The organism is Phocaeicola sp. ICN-14070 (assembly GCF_037892625.1).
In the GTDB taxonomy this organism is placed as follows: Bacteria; Bacteroidota; Bacteroidia; order Bacteroidales; family Bacteroidaceae; genus Phocaeicola; species Phocaeicola plebeius.
On the sequence record NZ_JBBKBF010000017.1, the window covers coordinates 1 to 23,130 of the forward strand.

General features: G+C 44.9%; 20 protein-coding genes and 1 tRNA gene. 16 read left to right on the forward strand and 5 right to left on the reverse strand.

Features of this window, described 5'->3' with window-relative positions; all coding sequences use genetic code 11:
* Window positions 1–236 precede the first annotated feature (236 nt).
* Window positions 237–321: transfer RNA gene (locus WKT20_RS06820), tRNA-Ser, on the reverse strand.
* Between the two features lie 146 nt (window positions 322–467).
* On the opposite strand from WKT20_RS06820, the gene WKT20_RS06825 reads away from it, so the two are divergent.
* The 7 genes from WKT20_RS06825 to bla all read left to right on the forward strand — a co-directional run bounded on the left by WKT20_RS06825 (window position 468) and on the right by bla (window position 7,521).
* A complete protein-coding gene (locus WKT20_RS06825) occupies window positions 468–2,969 on the forward strand; it encodes an endonuclease MutS2 (protein WP_118166048.1) in 2,502 nt (833 codons plus the stop codon).
* Between the two features lie 72 nt (window positions 2,970–3,041).
* Complete coding sequence (locus WKT20_RS06830) at window positions 3,042–4,250, forward strand: L-serine ammonia-lyase (protein ID WP_081458135.1); 1,209 nt, start codon at window positions 3,042–3,044, stop codon at window positions 4,248–4,250.
* Window positions 4,251–4,446: 196 nt separating this feature from the next.
* Window positions 4,447–4,953, forward strand: coding sequence for a methylated-DNA--[protein]-cysteine S-methyltransferase (locus WKT20_RS06835; protein ID WP_304207099.1), 507 nt, complete (start codon window positions 4,447–4,449; stop codon window positions 4,951–4,953).
* Between the two features lie 6 nt (window positions 4,954–4,959).
* Entirely contained in the window at window positions 4,960–5,604 is a 645-nt protein-coding gene (locus WKT20_RS06840; RefSeq protein WP_118027680.1) for an HAD family hydrolase, read from the forward strand.
* 148 nt (window positions 5,605–5,752) lie between these two features.
* Window positions 5,753–6,070, forward strand: coding sequence for a 50S ribosomal protein L21 (gene rplU / locus WKT20_RS06845; protein ID WP_040313291.1), 318 nt, complete (start codon window positions 5,753–5,755; stop codon window positions 6,068–6,070).
* A 21-nt stretch (window positions 6,071–6,091) separates the two neighbouring features.
* Window positions 6,092–6,355, forward strand: coding sequence for a 50S ribosomal protein L27 (gene rpmA, locus WKT20_RS06850; protein ID WP_007562978.1), 264 nt, complete (start codon window positions 6,092–6,094; stop codon window positions 6,353–6,355).
* Window positions 6,356–6,627: 272 nt separating this feature from the next.
* Window positions 6,628–7,521: a class A beta-lactamase, subclass A2 gene (bla, locus tag WKT20_RS06855; RefSeq protein ID WP_340417077.1), complete on the forward strand. Its 894-nt coding sequence runs from the start codon at window positions 6,628–6,630 to the stop codon at window positions 7,519–7,521.
* On the opposite strand, the gene WKT20_RS06860 is transcribed toward bla, so the two are convergent.
* The gene (locus WKT20_RS06860; protein WP_340417078.1) at window positions 7,500–8,798 is read right to left on the reverse strand and encodes a cytidylate kinase family protein; all 1,299 of its coding nucleotides are present in this window, start codon (window positions 8,796–8,798) and stop codon (window positions 7,500–7,502) included. The two genes, bla and WKT20_RS06860, sit on opposite strands and share 22 nt — an antisense overlap.
* A gap of 125 nt (window positions 8,799–8,923) precedes the next feature.
* Here WKT20_RS06860 and WKT20_RS06865 point away from each other — a divergent pair, with 125 nt between their 5' ends.
* Complete coding sequence (locus tag WKT20_RS06865; protein ID WP_118242823.1) at window positions 8,924–9,829, forward strand: helix-turn-helix domain-containing protein; 906 nt, start codon at window positions 8,924–8,926, stop codon at window positions 9,827–9,829.
* Here WKT20_RS06865 and WKT20_RS06870 read toward each other — a convergent pair.
* Together WKT20_RS06870 and WKT20_RS06875 are read right to left on the reverse strand one after the other, a co-directional pair.
* Window positions 9,799–10,593 (reverse strand): SDR family oxidoreductase, encoded by a 795-nt coding sequence (locus WKT20_RS06870; RefSeq protein WP_117672441.1) that lies wholly within the window; start codon window positions 10,591–10,593, stop codon window positions 9,799–9,801. The genes WKT20_RS06865 and WKT20_RS06870 overlap by 31 nt on opposite strands.
* A gap of 180 nt (window positions 10,594–10,773) precedes the next feature.
* Complete coding sequence (locus WKT20_RS06875) at window positions 10,774–11,712, reverse strand: fimbrillin family protein (protein ID WP_223805005.1); 939 nt, start codon at window positions 11,710–11,712, stop codon at window positions 10,774–10,776.
* 295 nt (window positions 11,713–12,007) lie between these two features.
* Between WKT20_RS06875 and WKT20_RS06880 the strand changes: the two genes are divergently transcribed.
* The 5 genes from WKT20_RS06880 to WKT20_RS06900 all read left to right on the forward strand — a co-directional run bounded on the left by WKT20_RS06880 (window position 12,008) and on the right by WKT20_RS06900 (window position 16,705).
* Complete coding sequence (locus WKT20_RS06880) at window positions 12,008–12,601, forward strand: FKBP-type peptidyl-prolyl cis-trans isomerase (RefSeq protein WP_022054468.1); 594 nt, start codon at window positions 12,008–12,010, stop codon at window positions 12,599–12,601.
* Window positions 12,602–12,682: 81 nt separating this feature from the next.
* On the forward strand, window positions 12,683–13,555 hold the full coding sequence (locus WKT20_RS06885; RefSeq protein WP_118430597.1) for an ATPase: 873 nt from the start codon (window positions 12,683–12,685) through the stop codon (window positions 13,553–13,555).
* Between the two features lie 86 nt (window positions 13,556–13,641).
* On the forward strand, window positions 13,642–14,346 hold the full coding sequence (locus tag WKT20_RS06890; protein WP_118166054.1) for an SIMPL domain-containing protein: 705 nt from the start codon (window positions 13,642–13,644) through the stop codon (window positions 14,344–14,346).
* A gap of 199 nt (window positions 14,347–14,545) precedes the next feature.
* Window positions 14,546–16,330: a 30S ribosomal protein S1 gene (rpsA, locus tag WKT20_RS06895; protein WP_118166056.1), complete on the forward strand. Its 1,785-nt coding sequence runs from the start codon at window positions 14,546–14,548 to the stop codon at window positions 16,328–16,330.
* 99 nt (window positions 16,331–16,429) lie between these two features.
* Window positions 16,430–16,705 carry a putative quinol monooxygenase gene (locus tag WKT20_RS06900; protein WP_118211945.1) on the forward strand — a complete coding sequence of 92 codons (276 nt, stop codon included), beginning with the start codon at window positions 16,430–16,432 and terminating at the stop codon, window positions 16,703–16,705.
* Between the two features lie 128 nt (window positions 16,706–16,833).
* Here the strand turns inward: WKT20_RS06900 and WKT20_RS06905 are convergent, their stop codons facing one another.
* The gene (locus tag WKT20_RS06905; protein WP_117700673.1) at window positions 16,834–18,219 is read right to left on the reverse strand and encodes a threonine/serine exporter family protein; all 1,386 of its coding nucleotides are present in this window, start codon (window positions 18,217–18,219) and stop codon (window positions 16,834–16,836) included.
* An 85-nt stretch (window positions 18,220–18,304) separates the two neighbouring features.
* Here WKT20_RS06905 and WKT20_RS06910 point away from each other — a divergent pair, with 85 nt between their 5' ends.
* The 3 genes from WKT20_RS06910 to WKT20_RS06920 all read left to right on the forward strand — a co-directional run bounded on the left by WKT20_RS06910 (window position 18,305) and on the right by WKT20_RS06920 (window position 23,114).
* Window positions 18,305–18,610, forward strand: coding sequence for a nitrous oxide-stimulated promoter family protein (locus WKT20_RS06910; protein ID WP_040313230.1), 306 nt, complete (start codon window positions 18,305–18,307; stop codon window positions 18,608–18,610).
* A gap of 179 nt (window positions 18,611–18,789) precedes the next feature.
* Complete coding sequence (locus WKT20_RS06915) at window positions 18,790–19,986, forward strand: efflux RND transporter periplasmic adaptor subunit (protein ID WP_177298795.1); 1,197 nt, start codon at window positions 18,790–18,792, stop codon at window positions 19,984–19,986.
* A 23-nt stretch (window positions 19,987–20,009) separates the two neighbouring features.
* On the forward strand, window positions 20,010–23,114 hold the full coding sequence (locus WKT20_RS06920; RefSeq protein WP_340417079.1) for an efflux RND transporter permease subunit: 3,105 nt from the start codon (window positions 20,010–20,012) through the stop codon (window positions 23,112–23,114).
* Window positions 23,115–23,130: the final 16 nt, after the last annotated feature.

A 23,130-nucleotide genomic window follows, 5' to 3' on the forward strand; every position in this document is an offset into this window, starting at 1 on the left:
CACATTTCCTAAGTAATGCAATGCCACTTAAATAACTAAAGGTTGCCTATCTAATGCATTCGCATGTACATAGGCAACCTTTGATGTATCTTTTTATTTTAAGAAGAAATAGTATCTTGTTTAATAAACCCCAGCAAAAATCCATTTCTTAAATAAGACAAAAACACCCAGTTTTACATTCTTGGGTGTAAAACTGGGTGTTTATTTTGCAATTTGCTGATTTTCAGCGTTTATTGCGGAGAGACAGGGATTCGAACCCCGGGTACCTCGCGGTACAACGGTTTTCAAGACCGCCGCAATCGACCACTCTGCCACCTCTCCAGAACTCTTCGTGAGAGTTGCCTTGTTTTTCAAAGGCGATGCAAAGGTACGCATTATTTTGAAATCTGCAAATATTTACCGCCTTTTTTGATTATTTTTTTTCATTGTCGTACCTTTGCAAGCAGAAAAAACGAAACAAACTAATCATGATATACCCTCATAATTTCGAACAGAAAATAGGATTCGACCAGATACGACAATTGCTGAAAGGTAAATGCCTGAGCACACTAGGTGAAGAGCGAGTGGACGAAATGACCTTTTCGGACAATTACGATGAAATAAACCAACGGCTGGAGCAAGTGGTTGAATTTGTACGGATTACGCAGGAAGAGGAAGATTTTCCGGCACAATATTTCTTTGATGTACGTCCTTCTCTGAAACGCATCCGGGTGGAAGGTATGTATATGGACGAACAAGAGCTGTTCGACCTTCGCCGTTCACTGGAAACCATCCGTGACATTGTACGATTCCTTCAGCAATCCGACGAAGAAGAGGAAACGGAAAATTCTCCTTATCCTGCCCTGCGTGAACTGGCGGGAGATATTTTAGTATTCCCCCAGCTTATCGCACGTATCGACAGCATCTTGGACAAGTTCGGAAAGATAAAGGACAATGCTTCTGCGGAACTTCTGCGTATCCGACGGGAACTCTCGGCTACCACGGGAAGCATTTCACGCAGTCTAAACAGCATTCTCCGTGCTGCACAATCGGAAGGGTATGTAGACAAGGATGTTACTCCCACCATGCGCGACGGACGTCTGGTCATCCCGGTTGCTCCGGGCATGAAGCGCAAAATCAGAGGTATTGTACACGATGAATCAGCCACCGGAAAGACGGTTTTCATCGAGCCGGCAGAAGTGGTGGAAGCCAATAACCGCATCCGGGAGTTGGAAGGAGAAGAACGCCGCGAAATCATCCGCATCCTGACGGAATTCTCGGCTACGGTACGCCCGCAAGTTCCTGCCTTACTCTCTTCGTACGAGTTTTTGGCTGAAATCGATTTCATCCGTGCCAAAGCTTTGTTCGGTATAGATATAAAAGGATTGAAACCCTCATTTGAGAACCAGCAGATTGTAGACTGGTTTCAGGCTGTGCATCCGCTTCTGCAAATGTCACTGGCCAAGCATGACAAGAAAGTAGTGCCGCTGGACATTATCCTGACACGCGACAAGCGCATCCTGCTTATTTCCGGACCAAACGCAGGTGGTAAATCTGTCTGCCTGAAAACCGTGGGACTGCTGCAATACATGCTGCAATGTGGTATGTTAGTATCCATGCATGAACGGAGCCACGCCGGTATCTTCAGCCACATATTTATTGATATTGGCGACGAACAGAGTATTGAAGACGACCTGAGTACCTATTCTTCGCATCTGACTAACATGAAGATGATGCTGAAATCATGCAACGGCGAAAGTCTCATCCTTATCGATGAGTTCGGAGGAGGTACGGAGCCACAAATTGGCGGTGCCATTGCCGAAGCCGTACTGAAACGCTTCAACTTAAAAGGTACGTTCGGCGTGATTACCACTCACTACCAGAACCTGAAGCATTTTGCCGAAGATCACGAAGGAGTTGTGAACGGAGCCATGCTATACGACCGCCACGAGATGCGGGCACTGTTCCAGTTGCAGATTGGTAATCCGGGAAGTTCGTTTGCCGTAGAGATTGCCCGTAAAATCGGTTTGCCGGAAGAGGTTATTGCTGACGCATCGGAAATTGTGGGAAGCGAATACATCCAGAGCGACAAATACCTGCAAGACATTGTGCGCGACAAGCGTTACTGGGAAACCAAGCGTCAGAACATACGCAAGCGAGAAAAACAGATGGAAGATACCATCGCCCGTTACGAACAGGAAATACAGGAGCTGGAACGCAGCCGCAAGGAAATCCTGAAGAAAGCCAAAGAAGAAGCAGAACGGTTGTTGCAAGAATCGAATGCCAAAATCGAAAATACCATTCGTACCATCAAGGAAGCGCAGGCTGAAAAGGAACGTACCCGCACGGCACGTCAGGAACTGACCGACTTCAAGCAGCAGGTAGAGAACCTGGAAAAGGCGGCTTTGGAAGAGAAAATCGCGCGCAAGATGGAAAAACTCCGCGAAAAGCAGGAGCGCAAAAAAGACAAGAAAGCGAAACAAGCCAATGCTCCTGAAACTCCGGTTGCTCCTAAGGTACGTCCTATTGAAGCGGGAGACTATGTGCGCATCAAAGGACAGACCAGTGTGGGACAAGTCATGGAAATCAGCGGAAAGAATGCCGTGGTCATGTTCGGACTGATGAAAACCAACGTGAAAGTCGACCGTCTGGAACGGACGGATGCACCGAAGGCTGCTCCGTTATCCAGCAAGGCGACCTTTGTCAGCAGCGAAACCCAAGACCGGATGTACGAAAAGAAACTGAATTTCAAGCAAGACATCGATGTCAGAGGTATGCGTGGAGACGAAGCCATACAGGCAGTCACCTATTTCATCGATGACGCTATCTTGGTAGGAGTCAGCCGCGTACGCATCCTGCACGGTACGGGTACAGGTATTCTGCGCACCCTCATCCGGCAATACTTGGCTACCGTGCCGGGAGTAGCCCATTTCCAGGATGAACACGTACAGTTTGGCGGCGCAGGCATCACCGTGGTGGATTTAAAATAAACCCTACGGGATTTCTGCACATATATGCGATTATTGCGTATCTTTGCAGAAAACTTACACCTATTTTTTAGTATGAAATCAATCAGAGAATTATATCGCATCGGCACGGGGCCATCCAGCAGCCATACCATGGGGCCCCGCAAAGCTGCCGAACAATTTCTTGCTCGTAATCCAGAGGCTGCCTCATTCGAAGTAACTCTGTATGGCAGTCTGGCTGCCACAGGACGTGGCCACATGACCGATGTAGCTATTTTGGATACCCTGCAACCTCACGCTCCCGTAGAAATTCTCTGGAAACCACATATTTTCTTCCCTTTCCACCCGAACGGAATGACTTTCAAGGCTTTCGATGCACAGAAGAAAAAGCTGGATGAATGGACCGTATTCAGTGTAGGAGGTGGTGCACTGGCCGAAGAAGGACACGACCGCACAGCCACCAACGATATTTACAACATGAATACCATGAGCCAGATTTTGTACTGGTGCGAACACACCGGACGCAGCTACTGGGAATACGTGGAGCAATGTGAAGGCCCGGAGATATGGGATTTTCTGGCAGAGGTGTGGGAGACCATGAAAGCCGCCATCCATCGCGGACTGGATGCCGAAGGGGTATTGCCCGGACCATTGAATCTGCGCCGCAAGGCATCGGCTTATTACATTCGCTCGAAAGGCTATAAAGACTCTCTTCGCTCACGCGGACTGGTATTCGCATACGCACTGGCTGTCAGTGAGGAAAATGCTTCCGGAGGAAAAATTGTCACTGCACCCACTTGTGGAGCCTGCGGAGTGGTTCCGGCTGTCTTGTATCACCTGCAGAAAAGCCGTGACTTCAGCGACGCACGTATCTTGCGAGCATTAGCAACTGCCGGACTGGTGGGAAATATCGTAAAGCACAATGCTTCTATTTCGGGAGCTGAAGCCGGATGTCAAGCCGAAGTGGGAGTAGCTTGTTCCATGGCATCTGCGGCAGCCAGCCAGCTATTCGGAGGCAGTCCGGCCCAGATAGAATATGCAGCCGAGATGGGACTGGAACATCACTTGGGTATGACATGCGATCCGGTATGCGGACTGGTACAAATTCCTTGTATAGAGCGTAATGCGTATGCTGCCGCACGTGCACTCGATGCGAATATCTATTCAGCCTTTACCGACGGCCATCACCGGGTGTCATTCGACAAGGTAGTAGAGGTTATGAAGCAGACCGGACACGACCTCCCATCCTTGTACAAGGAAACGAGTGAAGGAGGACTTGCCAAGAACTATCAACCCATGGAATAAAAGGGTAAAAGAAACGTAAGGACGCTTTCTCAAAAACGCCTTTACGTTTTATCTTAAACGCCCTTGCGTTTGAACCAAAACGTACTTGCGTTTTACTTAAAACGCACTTACGTTTTTAGCTAAACGCAAAGGCGTTTTTTCGGGACGGTAAATCGTATCATTTTTCTACTTTCTCACCTCAAAAACACTGTTGGAAATGACTTTCACCTGTCACTATGATTCTCCGTTGGGAGGAATCACGCTGGCTGCCACGGAAATCGGACTTTGCGGCCTCTGGTTCGACGGACAAAAATATTTCGGTCACGGACTGAAAGAAGAAGCCATGACGAAGGAAACTCCGTTGCTGCTTCAAACACGGCAATGGCTCGATGTTTATTTCTCCGGCCAACAACCCGATTTCTGCCCTCCCCTGCAACCTTCCGGCACTCATTTTCAGCAGACCGTCTGGCAAATCTTATCCACCATTCCTTACGGAGAAACCCGTACCTACAAAGATATAGCCATGGAAACCGCCCGCCGTTTAGGACGGCCTCACATGGCAGCACAAGCTGTAGGCAATGCCATCGGACACAATCCCATCAGCATCCTGATTCCCTGCCACCGCATAGTAGGAAGCAATGGAAGCCTGACCGGATACGCCGGCGGCATCTCGCGCAAGCAGTCACTTTTAGATATAGAACATATACCTTATTATATAAAGTAAAATCGTATGAAATCTTACCAAGCCTACTTATTTGACTTTGACTATACCTTGGCCAATTCTTCCAAGGGAATTGTGATGTGCTACAGAAATGTACTCGAACGCCATGGATTCCATCAGGTGGACGACCTTTCTATCAAACGTACCATCGGAAAGACACTGGTTGATTCCTTTTCCATCATGACCGGAATAACCGATGCAGACACGCTGGAGACATTCCGGAAAGAATATGTCAAGGAAGCCGACCAGCACATGACGGCCAATACCATACTTTTCCCTGAAACGGAAGAAGTGCTACGCGCCCTGAAAGCCAATGGAGCCCGTATCGGCATCATCTCCACCAAGTACCGCTACCGCATCATGGAGCTGATGGGGAAAATATTCCCCGAAGGATTCATTGACATCATCGTAGGAGGAGAAGACGTGAAAGAAGCCAAGCCCTCACCCGAAGGTCTGCTGCAGGCCGCTTCCCGCCTGAACTGCCCGAAAGAGCAGATTCTCTACCTCGGCGACAGTACCGTCGATGCGGAAACCGCCCAAAATGCAGGAGTTGACTTTGCCGGTATCCTTCACGGAATGACCACTCGCGAAGAGCTGGCAGCCTATCCGCATACAGCCATTTTCCCCGATTTACTTCCACTGATAAAAAAATAGGAAATATATCCGTTTTTTTCAGATAAATAGTTGGTTATGTAAATATAAAGCCGTAAATTTGCAGCCGATTTTAGTCCGTGTAGGTAAAAAAGTAGCTACAGAGAACAGCTCACCTTACGGAGGAAACCCGTTTAATATTTATTTAAAAATGTACGTAATCGTAGAAATTAACGGTCAGCAGTTCAAAGCAGAAGAAGGCAAGAAACTGTTCGTTCACCACATTCAGAATGCTGAAAACGGTGCAACTGTTGAATTTGACAAAGTCTTGTTGGTTGACAACAACGGTACTGTAACTGTAGGTGCTCCTACTGTAGACGGTGCAAAAGTGGTTTGCGAAGTAGCTTCTCACTTGGTAAAAGGTGACAAGGTATTGGTATTCCACAAGAAGAGAAGAAAAGGTTACAAGAAACTGAACGGTCATCGCCAGCAGTTTACTGAATTGACAATCAAACAAGTTATTGCTTAATCATTAAAAACGTAGAAGAAAATGGCACATAAGAAAGGTGTAGGTAGTTCTAAGAACGGCCGTGAATCAGCTAGTAAGAGATTAGGCGTAAAGATATTCGGTGGTTCAGCTTGCAAAGCTGGTAACATCATTGTTCGTCAAAGAGGAACAGTTCACAACCCGGGTGAAAACGTAGGTATGGGTAGTGACCACACTCTTTACGCATTGGTAGATGGTACTGTATGTTTCAAGAAAGGTCGCGAAGACAGAAGCTATGTTTCTGTAATTCCTTGCGCTGAAGCATAATCTACTGAAAACGAATTTTGAAAAGAGGCTGTCTCAAAATAGAATTGCAAAAGTAAAAATATTACAGATTGAAACTTAGAAATAAAAAATCTCCTGTTTCAGCCTTAGTTTACTCTAATGATATGGCTAAAAGCAGGAGATTTTTATACTATAACTTATAAATTATAAGTATATCTGTCCAATTTCTCTATTTTGAGACAGCCTCTTTTTGTTTTCCATCCCCTCTCTTCACGAAGAAGACATAGAAATATCATAAATTTCCCCGTACGAATATGAAAACAAACCGTCTGATTCTCTTATTATTCATCCTATTTCCAGCCTATGTATTGGCCGGCAATCGCTTTCAAGAACTATACACCAATATCCATCAGTTTATCTCACAGCAAAAAGCTGAAGTGGGAGTAGCCATCATTGCAGACGGAAAAGATACTGTCACCATAGAGAACAACCGACGCTACCCGTTGATGAGCGTATTCAAATTACATCAGGCACTGGCTGTGGGAGATTACTGTAAAAGACATCAGCTCTCCTTTGATACCTTGCTTACCGTAGACAGCACAGACCTGCAGCCCAATACTTACAGTCCGCTAAGAGACCGGTACCCTCACGGAGGAAAGTTTTCACTTAAGCAATTAATGGAATACACCCTCCACTTAAGCGACAATAATGCATGCGACATCCTGTTCAAATTTACCGGAGGTCCTGCGGTGACCGACCGTTATATCCGTAGTTTGGGAATCAACGATTTTTCTATCCAATACACAGAAGACGACATGCACCAGGACCTGAACCTTGGCTATGAAAACTGGAGCACTCCGCTGGCTACCGCAGAAGTCATCGAGGCTCTACTTACCCGGACTTTATTCGACAAACCTCATCAGGAATTCATCAAAGAAGCCCTTGTCACCTGTCAGACTGGAACAAGCAGAATAGTCCACCCTCTACAAGACAAGCAGGTCACCGTAGGGCATAAAACCGGTACTGGCGACCGCAACGCATCGGGACAACTCATTGCCATTAACGATGCCGGATTTGTACAGTTCCCTAATGGTCACCGTTATACCCTCGTTGTTTTTGTCAAAGACTCACAGGAAAGCATGGAGGATACGGAAGCCATTATCGCACAAATTTCTGAAATGGTTTATCAGGCCTTGTCTAACCCCTGATAAACTCCTCTCACCAGCTGACAAGCCGTTTTCAAGTCAAGAGCCCCGGTATTCAGCATCAAATCATACCGATGAGGTTCTCCCCATTTCTCTCCCGTATAGTATTCATAGTGATGAATGCGGTTGCGATTCACCCGCTTGATTTCCGTTTCAGCACTTTCTTTCGCAATACCGTATTCGCTCACGCAACGGGTCACAGAATGAGACAAATCGGAATAACAGAACAGTTTCAGCACCTTCGGATAGTCTTTCAATACAAAGTCGGCACAGCGTCCCACAATGATACAAGATTCCTTTGCGGCCAGTTCCTGAATAATCTTACTTTCCGACACAAATAATACATCGTCTGAAGAAAGGCTGGATTCCAATGGCTGCTCACTATTTTTTGAAAGAATGCACTTCAACCAGAAGGAAGGAATGGACTGCTCGTTTTTCACAATATACTGTTCATCCATCCCGCTCCGCTGGGCTGCCATACGTATGAATTCTTTATCATAAAGTTTGATGCCCAATTCTTTGGAAAGCATTTCACCCAGCAGATGCCCTCCACTGCCATATTCACGCGCTATAGTAATAACCACATGTTGCCCTTGTGAAAAATCCGGTACGTTCCGCACAGAAGCATCTGTAATCCATTTATCTAGGAAACGGTAATACGGACTTACAAAATGCACAATCGGACCGACTACCAAGGCAGAAATCACAGTTCCTTCACGCACTCCGTACACCCCCGACATAAAAGCAAGTGATAACAAGCAAGCAATAGCTACCAATGTCACGTCAAATCCGAGTTTTATATAACCGAACTCTCCGCGAAACCGACGGGTAATGACCTTTACAAAATATTCTCCGGCCATCATCGCGGCATTGGCCTTTACCTCAAGTGCAATTCCTACAGCTAAAATCACACATCCAATCAATAAGGCCACAATCATATACACATATTCTACGGGATTGAGCCAGAAAAGAATATAATGCATACAAAGGTCAATAAACATACCAAAGCTGAAAGAGATAGGAATCTGCAGAAGATACATGCGCAAATCAGATTTCAAATCTTCACGTGTCATTAAGAACAATTCCAGTATCACAAAAAGAAGATTCAACAGGATGGTCCACTGACCAATGGTAAAGGGAGTGAACATACTCAATACGTAAGTCACACTCGTAATAGGCGAAGTACCTAATGCAGCTTTGGTAATGAAGGCAATTCCCAGTGCATTAACAAACAAAGATACGCAAAACAGCAGGTAGCGCCGGCACATAAATTTATTCATACTTGTTCTCTTTATCAAAAGTGCCGCAAAGTTCCCTTATTTTTTTCATTCCTTATTCATAAAAGGAAGACTAATTTTGGTCAAAAACGAAACAACTCTTAATTTTATCCACAAAAATAAATACGATGAATCCGACTCTACTTGAAATCATACAAACACATGGCAACGGAACTGAAAGCACATGCTACTGCGAACTTACCTCCTCATCGGTTCCTACCGGAAAAGCCGAATTGAAAGAAGGATTTTTCTTTCTTCTCGTCACAAACGGAACAGCCCAACTGGCAGATGAATATCAGACTTACGAACTTCAACCTGCACATTTAGTTACACTTACCCCCAGCACAAAATGCATGATTCAGGCTACGAGTTCTCACTTCCAGTCCATGCTCCTCTATCTGAAACCAACTTTCTTTGATAGCTTACCCGACGGACAGCCACTATATGAACAACTGGCACACTACTTGGGACACTATCAGCTACCGGTATTCTTATTGGAAAACGAACAAGCTACTTACCTGCAAAAAATCTTCGCCCTATTTGCACCATGCAGAAAAAATGCAGCCAACTATTACGACAGTATTCTGAACCACTTATGCAGTTTCTGTCTTCTACAGATAGCTGATATATTGACTCAAACCCGCCATGAAGTTCCGGATTATGCACGACGCTCCACAGATATTTTCAGGCTATTCAAAAAAACGTTGATGGAAAATTATCGCCAGCACCATGACATAGGGTTTTATGCAGAAAGTCTGCACATCTCAACCACCTACCTTTCGCGCATCGTAAAACACATCACCGGACATACGGTCCGCTTTCACATCAGCGAACTGCTCTGTGCCGACGCACGTAAGTTGTTGGAATGTACAAACCTGGATATTAAAGAAATTGCAGAAAAGTTAGGATTCTCTGACCAGTCTGTCTTTGGCAAATTTTTCGTAAAGAAGACAGGGCTTTCTCCCATGAAATTCCGCACACAGCGAGAAAGAGACAAAAAGAATTATCCTTTTCCCGATGCTGAAGGTTCGTAAGTCCATCCACAGTCATTATGATATACCATCAGACGGCTTATACCTCCATCGACCGTAATATTTTCTCCATTGATAAATGAATTGCGCTCATCACAAAGAAAATCCACCACACGGGCAATATCGGCAGGCTCTCCCACCCTGCCTGACGGATGCTGGGCGGTATCTCCCGTACTATAGACTGCTTCATAATGCGCTTCTTCATGATAGGCACCGGTATCAATCCATCCGGGAGCTACCGAATTTACACGCGCTATGCCCGACAAACTAACGGCCAAAGCATGAGTCAGCGCAGTAATTCCTCCTTTGGCTGCCGTATAGCTCTCCGTATCCGGCTGCGATTGAAAAGCACGCGTAGACGAAATGTTTACAATCGCTCCCATCCCTTGAAAATGGTCTTTGAACAACCGGGCCAGCATATAAGGTGCCACTACTCCCACACGCTGCACATACAGAAAATCTTCATACTCACAGTCAGAAAGGATACCTCCCCGCATCAGACAAGCATTATTAATCAAGCAATGTATGCCTTCCGGATGTTCACGAAGCACCAAAGCTGCAAATTCCTCTAATGCCTGTTTTTCTGCCACATCGCCGACAAATCCGGTCACCTGCCAGCCTCTCTCACGCATCTTTTCCACTTGTGTGAGAGTGGCCTGCTGATTCTGGTCTATAAAATATACACTATCCCCCTGAGAAGCAAAATGTGCGACGATGCAACGTCCGATACCTCCAGCTCCACCTGTCACTACTATAATTCTATTCATAATACTGTTGATTCTTGTTTGTACCTAAATTTCTCTCTTACAAAGGTAAAAATTTACAGATGAATATCTGTAAGCTTCCATCAACAAGCAACAACAAAAAAGGCAGACTTCATCAAATCAATGAAATCTGCCCTCTTATATTTATCAAAAATCTTCCTGAGTCAAGTTCTGCCACAGCAATCAGCCAATCACGACCTCTCCATCGGCTGTGGCCTGATCTTCCCAGGCTCCGATACTGCCAGCGGATACGGTAATACCGTCACGTCCCACTTTCAAGGTCAGAGTGCACGATTTACCACTTTCCAATGCAGTCTGCGGGTTACCCGACTGCTTAAATAAAGCATCCAGAGTAAAATGCTTGGTTTCGCCACCTAAAGTAAGAGTGAAAGAAATCCCATCGGTCGCTTGGGGCACTAGATAGAACGAAGCTTTTGCCCCCGTTACAGTAAGGCTTCCTTGTTCATCCTTCACCTCCTTCACACTTCCCTTAACGGCATCTATCACACATGTGGTTTTTGCAGAGAAAGTGCATGACAGCAGAGTCAAATCCTCCTCCGTGTAACCATTTCCCGGCACAAACTCTAAATTAAGGCGGTGCAATGCATGACAGAAAGTAAGTGCCACCGTTTCAGAAGTGCCGACTTCTACCGGCTGAGCAGTGGCAATCAACAAATCACCATAGGGAGCCTTGAACGAATTAAATTCAAAAGTGCCATCCTTCTCCACTTTTTGTGTGGGATAACAAGCTGAAAAAGTGACTTGTGATACCTCTTCTGAAAGTCCAAAATCAGGCCATTTAAGAAAATCAAGCTCATAAGCATAATCAGTCACTACTGGTGCAGCTCCTCCCGTTACACAAAGAGTCATCTTATCTCCTTTCTGAAAACTGCCGCTTCCATCACTTCCCAATTGTGGAGCACGCGTTTGAGAGGCAATACTGGCGACAATGGAAATTTTACCAGAATTACCAGACAAGTCACCCGAGCCACTGCCGGATGTGTCTTCTGATGTATTTCCTGAAGTATCACCATTCACATTTGTCGGTATATCGTTTGTACAAGATACTGCTGTCAGCATAGCAGCTATGAATGCATAAAGCACACTTTTTTTCATCATCATTCTTTTTATCATGATTATTATTTAAAGAGTCAAAGCATGAGGCGTAAATAGTTTTTTACAAAAACAGGAAACGCATTTCATCAATAAATTATACGCAAAGGAACATGATTTGTTCAATACAGTCTGTTGGTGATTCAAAACCTTACCGTTTATTTTCACCTGTTCACATATATATACAATCTCATACCTGCAACATAAGAACTTCATTTTCATTCTTCCCGAATTATTCGATAATTACACCGAGATTTCCTATCTTTGCGACTGATTAATATTAATGCACATTTAATTTTTTGACATGGAAAATAAATACATCACAGTAGCATATAAACTTTATGCGGTAACAGACGGAGAAAAAGAATTACGTGAAGAAGCCCCTGCAAGCCATCCGTTCCAGTTCATCTCAGGAATCGGTTATACTTTGGAACGCTTTGAAAAGGAAATCTTAGCACTGAAGAAAGGTGACAACTTCAACTTTACAATTCCTTGTGCGGAAGCATACGGCGAAAGAGACGAAGACAACGTACGCCAGGTGCCCAAATCTATGTTCTGCGGTCCGGATGGAAAATTCGATAGCGACAATATCTTCGAAGGCAACATCATCATGCTGAACGATGCAGAAGGCCATCAGTTCTATGCCAACGTTGGCGAAATCACAGAAGATAAAGTGGTGCTCGACCTGAACCACCCGCATGCTGGTAAAGACCTGATTTTTGAAGGTACCGTAATGGAAATGCGCGATGCAACCAACAAGGAAATGGAAAGCATCCTCAAACTGATGAGCGGTGAAGGCTGCGGATGCGGTTGCGACAGCTGTGGAGGCGGTTGCGGCGAACACGAAGCTGAAGAAGACGGCTGCTGCGGTGGCGGTTGCGGACACTGTCATTCATAATCTAATTTTTACTTAATCATAAAAAGAAGACGGCATGTTCCGTCTTCTTTCTTTTTCTACCTTTCTAATTCTGCTTTTCACATGATTCTCATAGCCGATAGCGGAGCGACCAAAACCGACTGGTGCTTCGGAAACACGTTACACGATTGCCAGGTTGTTCACACCGAAGGTATCAACCCTTTTCATCTGACAGAAGAGAAAATAAAACAGCTTCTTCAGGAAAGCCTGCTTGCACAACTGCCTTTTCCACAAGAAGAAGTGAAAGCCATTTTCTTTTATGGGGCTGGCTGTACCCCTGAAAAAGCCGGCAAGCTCTCCGGTTTACTCGCCGAAGCATTCCCTCACGCAACCATCCAGGTGGAAGGTGATTTGCTTGGAGCTGCCCGTGCATTGTGCAAGCATCAGCCGGGAATTGCCTGCATATTAGGAACAGGGGCGAACTCCTGCTTGTACGATGGTCAACGAATCACGCATAACACTCCTCCATTAGGCTATATTTTAGGAGATGAAGGAAGCGGAGCCTATTTAGGAAAACGATTTATAGGCGACTGCATCAAGCAGCAGTTACCTTCCGGCTTGCTGGAAGGCTTATTGAAGGAATATAACCTGACCGTAGCAGAGATTTTAGATAAAGTGTACAGACAGCCGCAGGGTAACCGTTTTTTGGCCAGTCTTACACCTTATATATATAAGCACAAGCATCAACCGGAAGTCCGAGAATTCCTAATTGAATGTTTTGGTGAATTTTTCCGCCGCAACATTCTTTCCTATCCGGAGCATAACCGGATTCCCGTCTCTTTTGTAGGCTCCATCGCATGGTTTTTCCAGGACGAACTGAAGGAAACCGCCCGAAAATTCAACCTCCACACCGGTATTTTCATTCAGTCTCCCATACAGGAATTGAAGGGCTTTCACCTTCCTGAAAAACGTAAGTGCGTTTTCACACGAACGTAAAGACATTTGAAAATCGTTGGAAAATCAAATAATTTTCAATACCTTGCACTCAGATTCCGAATATCTAACTATAAATAAAAATCATCATGAAGAACTTTAGAATCGAAGCCATTATTCTGGCCATCGGCCTGCTGCTGTTAGGCGTATTCATTGAAAAAGGATTCAGTAAGTTTGCAGAAAAAGACCGCAGTATCACCGTAAAAGGACTGGCCGAAATAGAAGTACCTGCCAATAAAGTAACCTGGCCACTGGTGTACAAAAGCCTAGGAAATGATTTGGGAAGATTGTACGACGACATCAAGCGTTCCAATCAGACCATCACCGGTTTCTTGAAAGAAAAAGGACTGACAGAGCAGGAAATCAGTGTGAACGCTCCGGAAATCATCGACCTGGCTGCCGAACGTTATGGCAACAACCAGAACCCGGCCAACCGCTACAATGTGACCACTGTCATCACCGTAACTTCCGACAAGGTAGATCTGATACGTGGACTCATCAGTGAGCAGGGAGAACTGCTGAAAAGAGGCATCGCCATCACCTCCGGAGAATACCAGTACAAGGTGCAGTATGAATATACCGACTTGAACAAGGTAAAACCACAGATGATTGAAGAAGCCACCAAAAACGCACGCGAAGCAGCCGAAAAGTTTGCCAAGGATTCCGGCAGTAACCTCGGCAAAATCCGTCAGGCCAACCAGGGGCAGTTCAGCATCACCGACCGCGACCCCAACACCCCTTATATCAAGAAGATACGCGTAGTCACCACCATTGACTATTCACTTGAAAACTAACAGAAAATCCAAAAAACTCATAAAAAACCGGAAAAACCTCCCTTGCTGAGCGTTTTTCTGGTTTTTCTATTTTCCTTACCCTTAAAAAAAGCAAGCAAGCCTTTTAATATTCAGGATTTTATTATACCTTTGCAGCCGATTTATATAAACAATATAAAGTCTAACACAATTAGTTATTTAAAAACAATTTTTTTATTTAATGGAAAACTTAAAGAACATTGCTCCTATTGAAGATTTCAACTGGGATGCGTATGAAAACGGTGATGCAACAACGAACGTAAGCAAAGAAGATCTTGAAAAAGCTTATGACAGCACGCTGAACAAAGTAAACGACCGTGAGGTTGTAGACGGTACTGTAATCGCAATGAACAAACGCGAAGTGGTTGTAAACATCGGTTACAAATCAGATGGTATCATTCCATTGAGCGAATTCCGTTACAATCCGGATTTGAAAGTAGGTGACACTGTAGAAGTGTACATCGAAAACCAGGAAGACAAAAAAGGTCAGTTGATCTTGTCTCACAAGAAAGCTCGCGCTACTCGTTCTTGGGATCGTGTTAACGCTGCTCTTGAAAACGAAGAAATCATTAAGGGTTACATCAAGTGCCGCACTAAGGGTGGTATGATCGTTGACGTATTCGGTATTGAAGCATTCTTGCCGGGTTCTCAGATTGATGTGAAACCTATCCGTGACTACGATGTATTCGTAGGTAAGACTATGGAATTCAAGGTTGTTAAAATCAACCAGGAATTCAAGAACGTGGTTGTTTCTCACAAGGCTCTTATCGAAGCTGAACTGGAACAGCAGAAGAAAGAAATCATCAGCAAACTTGAAAAAGGTCAGGTACTGGAAGGTACTGTTAAGAATATCACATCTTACGGTGTATTCATCGACTTGGGCGGCGTAGACGGTTTGATCCACATCACAGACTTGTCTTGGGGCCGTGTAAGCGATCCTCGCGAAGTTGTTTCTTTGGATCAGAAGTTGAACGTTGTAATCTTGGACTTCGACGACGAAAAGAAACGTATCGCTCTTGGTTTGAAACAGTTGACTCCGCACCCATGGGATGCATTGGATCCTAACTTGAAGGTAGGTGATCACGTGAAGGGTAAAGTAGTCGTTATGGCTGACTACGGTGCATTCATCGAAATCGCTCCGGGCGTAGAAGGTTTGATCCACGTATCAGAAATGTCTTGGTCACAGCACCTGCGTTCTGCTCAGGACTTCATGAAAGTGGGCGACGAAGTAGAAGCTGTTATCTTGACTCTGGACCGCGAAGAACGCAAGATGTCTTTGGGTATCAAACAGCTGAAAGCAGATCCATGGGAAACTATCGAAGAAAAATATCCTGTAGGTTCTAAGCACGTTGCTAAAGTTCGCAACTTCACTAACTTCGGTGTATTCGTAGAAATCGAAGAAGGTGTTGACGGATTGATCCACATCTCTGACTTGTCTTGGACTAAGAAGATTAAACATCCTTCTGAATTCACTCAGATTGGTGCAGACATCGACGTAGTAGTTCTGGAAATCGACAAGGAAAACCGTCGTCTGAGCTTGGGTCACAAGCAGTTGGAAGACAATCCTTGGGATGTATTCGAAACAGTATTCACTGTAGGTTCTGTTCACGAAGGAACTATCATCGAAATGCTGGATAAGGGTGCCGTTGTAGCATTGCCTTATGGTGTAGAAGGTTTCGCAACTCCGAAACACCTGGTAAAAGAAGACGGTTCTCAGGCTCAGTTGGATGAAAAATTGCCGTTCAAGGTAATCGAATTCAACAAGGATGCAAAACGTATCATCGTTTCTCACAGCCGTATCTTCGAAGATGCTGCTAAGGCAGAAGAAAAGGCAGAAAAGAAAGCTTCTAAGAAGGCTTCTAAGAAAGAAGAAACTCCGATGATTCAGAACCAGGCAGCTTCAACTACTCTGGGTGACATCGACGCTTTGGCTGCATTGAAAGAACAGCTGGAAGGTAAGAAATAATTCTTTCTAAATAAAACTCAAAAAGGGATTGTACACTTGTACAGTCCCTTTTTTTTATCCTATATTTGCAATGTCAAATAACTTAAAAACCAAAAAACAATGATCAGACTAAACGTATTTATTCAAGTAGAGAAACAGAACTACGACCAAGTAGTAAGCATAGCAAAAGAGCTGGTAGCTGCTTCACAGAAAGATAACGGATGCGTAGCTTACGACCTCTTTCAGAGCACTACACGCCAGGATGTCCTGATGATTTGTGAAACATGGAAAGATGCGGCTTCTCTTGCAGCACACGAACAAGCTGCACATTTCACTACCCTGGTTCCAAAGATTCAGGAATTAGCCGCTATGAAACTGGAGAAATTTGAATTCTAACAAGAACTCAAGAACCCGTATGATACGAAAAATCCCACCTGACCTGAAGTCTTGGTGGGATTTTTTCATAAAGAAGTGAATCATCTTCACTTCTATAAAGAATAATGAACGAACAAATCAAAGTTTAATTACCATTCAACGAACTTGCCGCGAGCCTTACGTTCTTTCAAAAGCTCTGCCAGACGCTTATTCTTTGAAGAAGCAATGAAACGACGTCCGAAAATGTTCGGAATAGCAACTCCTAAAGCAATACACATAATCACAAGTCCGGAATTTACACCGCTTTCTATTGCTTTCATCAGAGGAGTTACCTGATCAATGCTCTGCACATTGATATTGATGATACCAAACAGCATACGATACATCAGTACTCCCGGAATCATCGGGATGACAGAAGGAATAGTCAGCACATGGTTGGGCACATGGAACCAGTGAACTGCCTTAATGGCAATCAAGCTAACCAGCACAGCTCCTGAGAAAGAACCTATAACCAGTCCCATATTCAAACCGATATTGTCTGTGCTCGGTCCTAAGTTCACGAAGTTACGCGTACATACGGCAATAATACCTCCGATAGCTACTACCCACAACAAACGACGCTGTATATTGAAAATCATCGAGAATCCCATGGCTGAAATAGCTGCAGCTATGGCATACTCCCAATACTGATGATGAGGAACCATACTGATGGTCGGGAAGAAGTTTTCAATATGGCAAAGTTTCACGGCAAATGCGATACCGAAAGCCATGGCAGCCACCATCAGCAAGGTATTCACCGCTCTGACAATACCTACCTGAATATAATTATCCAGCATATCGTCCACAAAGTTAATCAAAGGAACTCCAGGCACAATAAACAAGGCACAGGCAAGCAACGGATGCCAGGGAGTAGATGTCCATTCTGCAGGCAACAAAGTAGATGCCCATGCAATGATGGTAGCCACAAAGGCAGAAATAGCGATTCCCATGTAATGATTCAAACCAGACTCATTGCATACCTGACGCAAGCGCATACCCAATATGGCAGCAATTGATGCATACAAAAATGCCATCCAGTCACAACCGAACTGAATGCAGAATCCGCCACAGGCAAATCCGGCGCCAATCGCCACTTGCCACGGAGTGTAATTACGTTTTTTCTTACGAATCTTTTCCAGTTCTTCTTCATACTGGTCGAGCGTGTAATCATTTTCAATCGCACGCCAGGAAAGCTTGCTGACTTCCGAAATGGCCGTCATATTCACTCCATGACCTTCAATTCGCTGGAATTTAGTAAAAGAATAGTCACCATCACTCACGTTCACCATCAACATGGTAAAACTGACGTTGATGTGAAGCTTCTCTTCGGGGATACCAAGATAAGCAGCCGTACGTTTCATGTTTCTTACAATACGGTTCGTATCGGCAAGACTCTCTACCAATAATTTTCCCGTACGCAACAATAAATCCACTCTACGATGCAATTGCTGATCGTGAGCCTTTACAGTTATCTCTAAATGTTCCTCTAATATCATTTTGTTTAAAGATTATTTTGAGCGCAAAGTTACGAAAAATATCAATTCTATTCGTACCTTTGTAAACTGAAGTTCTATATAAAATATGAATAAACTTTCACGGATAGAAGAAGAAAAACAGACCATAGCACAAATGATTCATTTTTATTGCCGGCATAAGGAGAAAAATCAGACCTTATGTTCTGCATGCAGCGAGTTGCTCAAATATGCACATCAAAGACTGGAGCACTGTCCGTTTGGAGAACGAAAGAAAACGTGTCGCCAGTGTACCGTGCACTGTTACCACCCCAAGATGAGACAAAAAATAAAAGAAGTCATGCGTTTTGCTGGTCCTCGAATGATATGGTATCACCCCATCTGGACCCTCAAACATTTGTGGAGAGAACGATGACTACAGTCCGATTGTGGATTTTTTCTACAACAACTTGTAAAATTCCCCAATACATCTTTATTAAATCAAGGTTAAATCTATCTGATTTTCAGCTTATAAAACATTTTTGTATCTTTGGCACGAATCTTGTCCGCCATTTTAAAGATAATGGCATCTAAAACTATAAAAAAATTGAACTTATGAAACGCTTTTTGACTAGGAAAGAATTTAAGGTAAAAAGAAAGGAAATGATTTACATGGTTATCGGCATCGCAGTCATTTTATCCCTTTACTTTATTTTTACTCGAGAGAAGAAACCCGTAGCTGAAACGCCGATTGTGTCAGTTATGCCAGCTAGCCAACAAAATGTACAAATTTTCGGTGAATATGTAGGCCGTATCCGTGCCCAGCAATTCGTGGAAGTACGTGCACGTGTAGAAGGTTTTCTGGAACAAATGCTATTCGAGGAAGGAACCTCAGTCAAACGTAATCAAGTATTGTTTGTCATCAATCAAGACCAATATCGTGCCAAGGCTGACAAAGTACGTGCTCAGCTGAAAAAAGATCAGGCACAGGCGCAAAAAGCGAAACGTGACCTGGAACGTATCCGCCCGCTGTATGAACAAAATGCAGCCAGCCAGCTGGACTTGGACAATGCGGTGGCTGCTTACGAAACAGCTGTAGCCAGCGTAGGTATGAGCCAGGCCGACTTGGAACAGGCTGAACAGGAATTAGGCTACACGATTGTCCGCTCGCCGATTTCAGGAGAAATCAGTGAACGTCACGTCGACTTGGGAACACTGGTAGGCAGCAATGGAAAATCGCTGCTGGCTACTATCGTAAAAAGTGATACCATTCTGGTGGATTTCAGCATGACAGCCCTGGACTACTTAAAAAGCAAGGAGCGAAACGTGACATTCGGTCAGAAAGACTCTACCCGCTCCTGGCAGCCTACCGTAACCATTACATTGCCTGATAATTCTATATACGAGCACAAAGGTCTGGTAGACTTTGCAGCTCCTCAGGTAAACCCTAAAACTGGAACATTCTCCGTACGTGCCGAACTGGCTAACCCAGACCACGTATTGCTGCCGGGACAATTCACCAAGGTTAAAGTGTTGCTCGACGTACGTGAAAATGCCACAGTAGTTCCCCAGAAGGCTCTTATCATTGAAAAAGGAGGAGCTCATATCTTTGTCATGCGAAAAGACTCTACCGTGGAAAGACGATTCATTGAGTTAGGCCCTGAATTCGAGAACGATGTAGTAGTAGAACGCGGATTGTCGGCCGGCGAAATGATTGTCTACGAAGGATTCCATAAACTGGCTCCGGGAATGAAAGTCCGCGTACAAGATCCGGCCAAATTACAGAGCGAAGCGAAAAAAGAGGAAGAATAACTCACCCCTAAACAAATTTACGCATGAAAGTCAGCTTTTTTATTGACAGGCCCGTATTCTCGGCTGTCATCTCTATATTAATCGTGATTGTAGGTATCATCGGTTTGATGATGCTGCCTATCGACCAATACCCGCAAATTACTCCGCCTGTGGTAAAAATCAGTGCCTCCTATCCGGGAGCCAGTGCCGTAACGGTATCGCAGGCTGTAGCTACTCCTATCGAACAGGAATTGAACGGAACACCGGGTATGCTTTACATGGAATCCAGCAGTTCCAACTCAGGAGGATTCTCTGCCACTGTTACTTTCGATATTTCTGCCGACCCCGACTTAGCGGCGGTAGAAATCCAGAACCGTATCAAACTGGCGGAATCTCGTCTGCCGGCGGAAGTGATTCAGAATGGTATCTCCGTAGAAAAACAGGCACCCAGTCAGCTGATGACGCTGTGTTTGACTTCGGACGCCCCCAAATTCGACGAAATTTATTTAAGTAACTTTGCCACATTAAACGTACAGGACTTGCTTCGCCGTATCCCGGGAGTAGGACGTATCTCCAACATCGGAAGCCGTTACTACGCCATGCAGATATGGGCCGACCCAGCTAAACTGGCTAACTTCGGATTGACGGTACAAGACCTTCAGAACGCATTGAAAGACCAGAACCGTGAATCAGCTGCCGGTGTACTCGGACAGCAACCTGTAAGCGGAGTAGATATTACCGTACCTATCACTGCACAGGGGCGTTTGTCATCGGCCTCTCAGTTTGAGGAAATTGTATTGCGCGCTAACCCCGACGGTTCACTTGTACGTCTGCGCGATGTGGCAAGAGTATCACTGGAAGCTTCTTCCTATAGCACAGAAAGTGGTATCAACGGAGGAAATGCAGCCATTCTTGGAATCTACATGCTTCCTGGAGCCAACGCCATGGAAGTGGCACAGAACGTCAAAGAGGCCATGAAGGAAATCAGCAAAAGTTTCCCGGAAGGTATGGAATACAACTTCCCGTTCGATATGACCACTTATATCTCACAATCTATTCATGAGGTATACAAGACTTTGTTTGAAGCATTGGTGCTGGTAATCATCGTGGTATTCCTTTCACTGCAGAGCTGGCGTGCTACACTGATTCCGGTCGTAGCAGTTCCTATCTCTTTGATTGGTACCTTCGGATTCATGCTGATATTCGGCTTCTCACTGAACATGCTGACCTTGTTAGGACTGGTACTGGCCATTGGTATTGTAGTGGACGACGCCATCGTAGTAGTGGAAAATGTGGAACGCATTATGGAAGAAGAGAAACTCAGTCCATACGAAGCCACCAAGAAAGCCATGGAAGGTCTGGTAGGCGCTATTATTGCTACCTCACTCGTATTGGCAGCGGTATTTGTTCCTGTAAGTTTCTTGTCAGGTATCACCGGACAGCTTTATCGCCAGTTTACTATTACCATCGTAGTATCTGTGCTTCTGTCTACGGTTGTAGCGCTGACCTTGAGTCCGGTAATGTGTTCACTCATCCTGAAACCAGTAGATCCGAATAAACCCAAGAACAAGGTGTTCAGACTAATTAATGAATGGTTGGCTATCGGAAACAATAAATACATTATTTATATCAAGCATGTTGTCAAACACCCGCGCCGTATAATGGCAGGCTTTGGAATGGTATTGGTTTTCATCTATGTATTCCATCGCCTTGTTCCGACCAGCTTCCTTCCGATAGAAGACCAGGGATATTTCACCGTGGAACTGGAACTTCCGGAAACAGCCACTTTGGAAAGAACACGTATCATAACTGACAGAGCTATTGACTTCATCATGAAAGACCCGGCAGTGGAATACGTACAGAATGTAACAGGTAGCAGTCCGCGTGTAGGTACCAGCCAGGCCAGAAGCCAGTTGACCGTCATCCTGAAAGAATGGAAGGAACGTGACAACACGACCATTAACGAAGTAATGGACCGCATACAGAAAGAGCTGGAAAAATACCCGGAAAGTAAAGTGTATCTTTCTACTCCTCCGGTAATTCCCGGACTTGGTACTGCCGGTGGTTTTGAAATGCAGCTGGAAGCCCGTGGCGATGCAACGTATGACGATTTGGTAAGAGCTACGGATACGCTGATGTATTACGCTTCACAACGGAAAGAAATTGCAGGATTGTCTTCATCACTTCAGGCAGAAATTCCTCAGTTGTATTTCGATGTAGACCGTGATAAGGTTAAGTTAGCAGGTGTTCCGATGGCAGATGTATTCTCTACCATGAAAGCTTACACCGGCTCTGTTTACGTGAATGACTTTAACATGTTCAACCGTATCTACCGTGTATACATTCAGGCAGAAGCTCCGTATCGTCAGCAACGCGACAATATCGGTCTGTTCTTTGTAAGAGGATCTGATGGTGACATGATTCCGCTGACAGCCCTTGGAACTACTGATTATACAACCGGACCGGGAAGTATCAGACGCTTTAACATGTTTAATACAGCCGTTATCCGAGGAACCACAGCCAATGGAGCAAGTTCCGGTCAGGTAATGGAAACGCTGGAACAGATTGCACGCGAAAAATTACCCGACAATATCGGTGTTGAATGGAGCGGTCTGTCCTATCAGGAAAAGAAAGCCGGCGGACAAACCGGACTCATCCTGGCGCTGGTATTCCTGTTCGTCTTCCTGTTCCTGGCAGCCCTTTATGAAAGCTGGACAGTGCCTATCGCCGTATTGATTTCACTTCCGGTAGCCGTTTTAGGAGCGTATGCGGGTATTACCCTCTGCGGTTTGGAAAATGACACCTATTTTCAGATTGGTCTGGTAATGCTTATCGGTCTTGCCGCGAAGAACGCCATTTTGATTGTGGAATTCGCCAAAGACGAAGTCGATAAAGGACGTGATATCGTAGAATCTGCTCTTCATGCAGCCAGCCTGCGTTTCCGCCCCATCTTGATGACCTCACTGGCCTTCATCCTGGGTATGCTTCCAATGGTGATTGCCTCAGGTCCGGGGTCAGCCAGCCGACAAGCCATCGGTACCGGTGTATTCTTCGGAATGATAGTAGCTGTTACCGTAGGTATCCTGCTCGTGCCGTTCTTCTTTGTAATGATTTACAAAGCTACCCACAAAATTAAAGCGAAACAGTAAACCTTACAGATGTAGC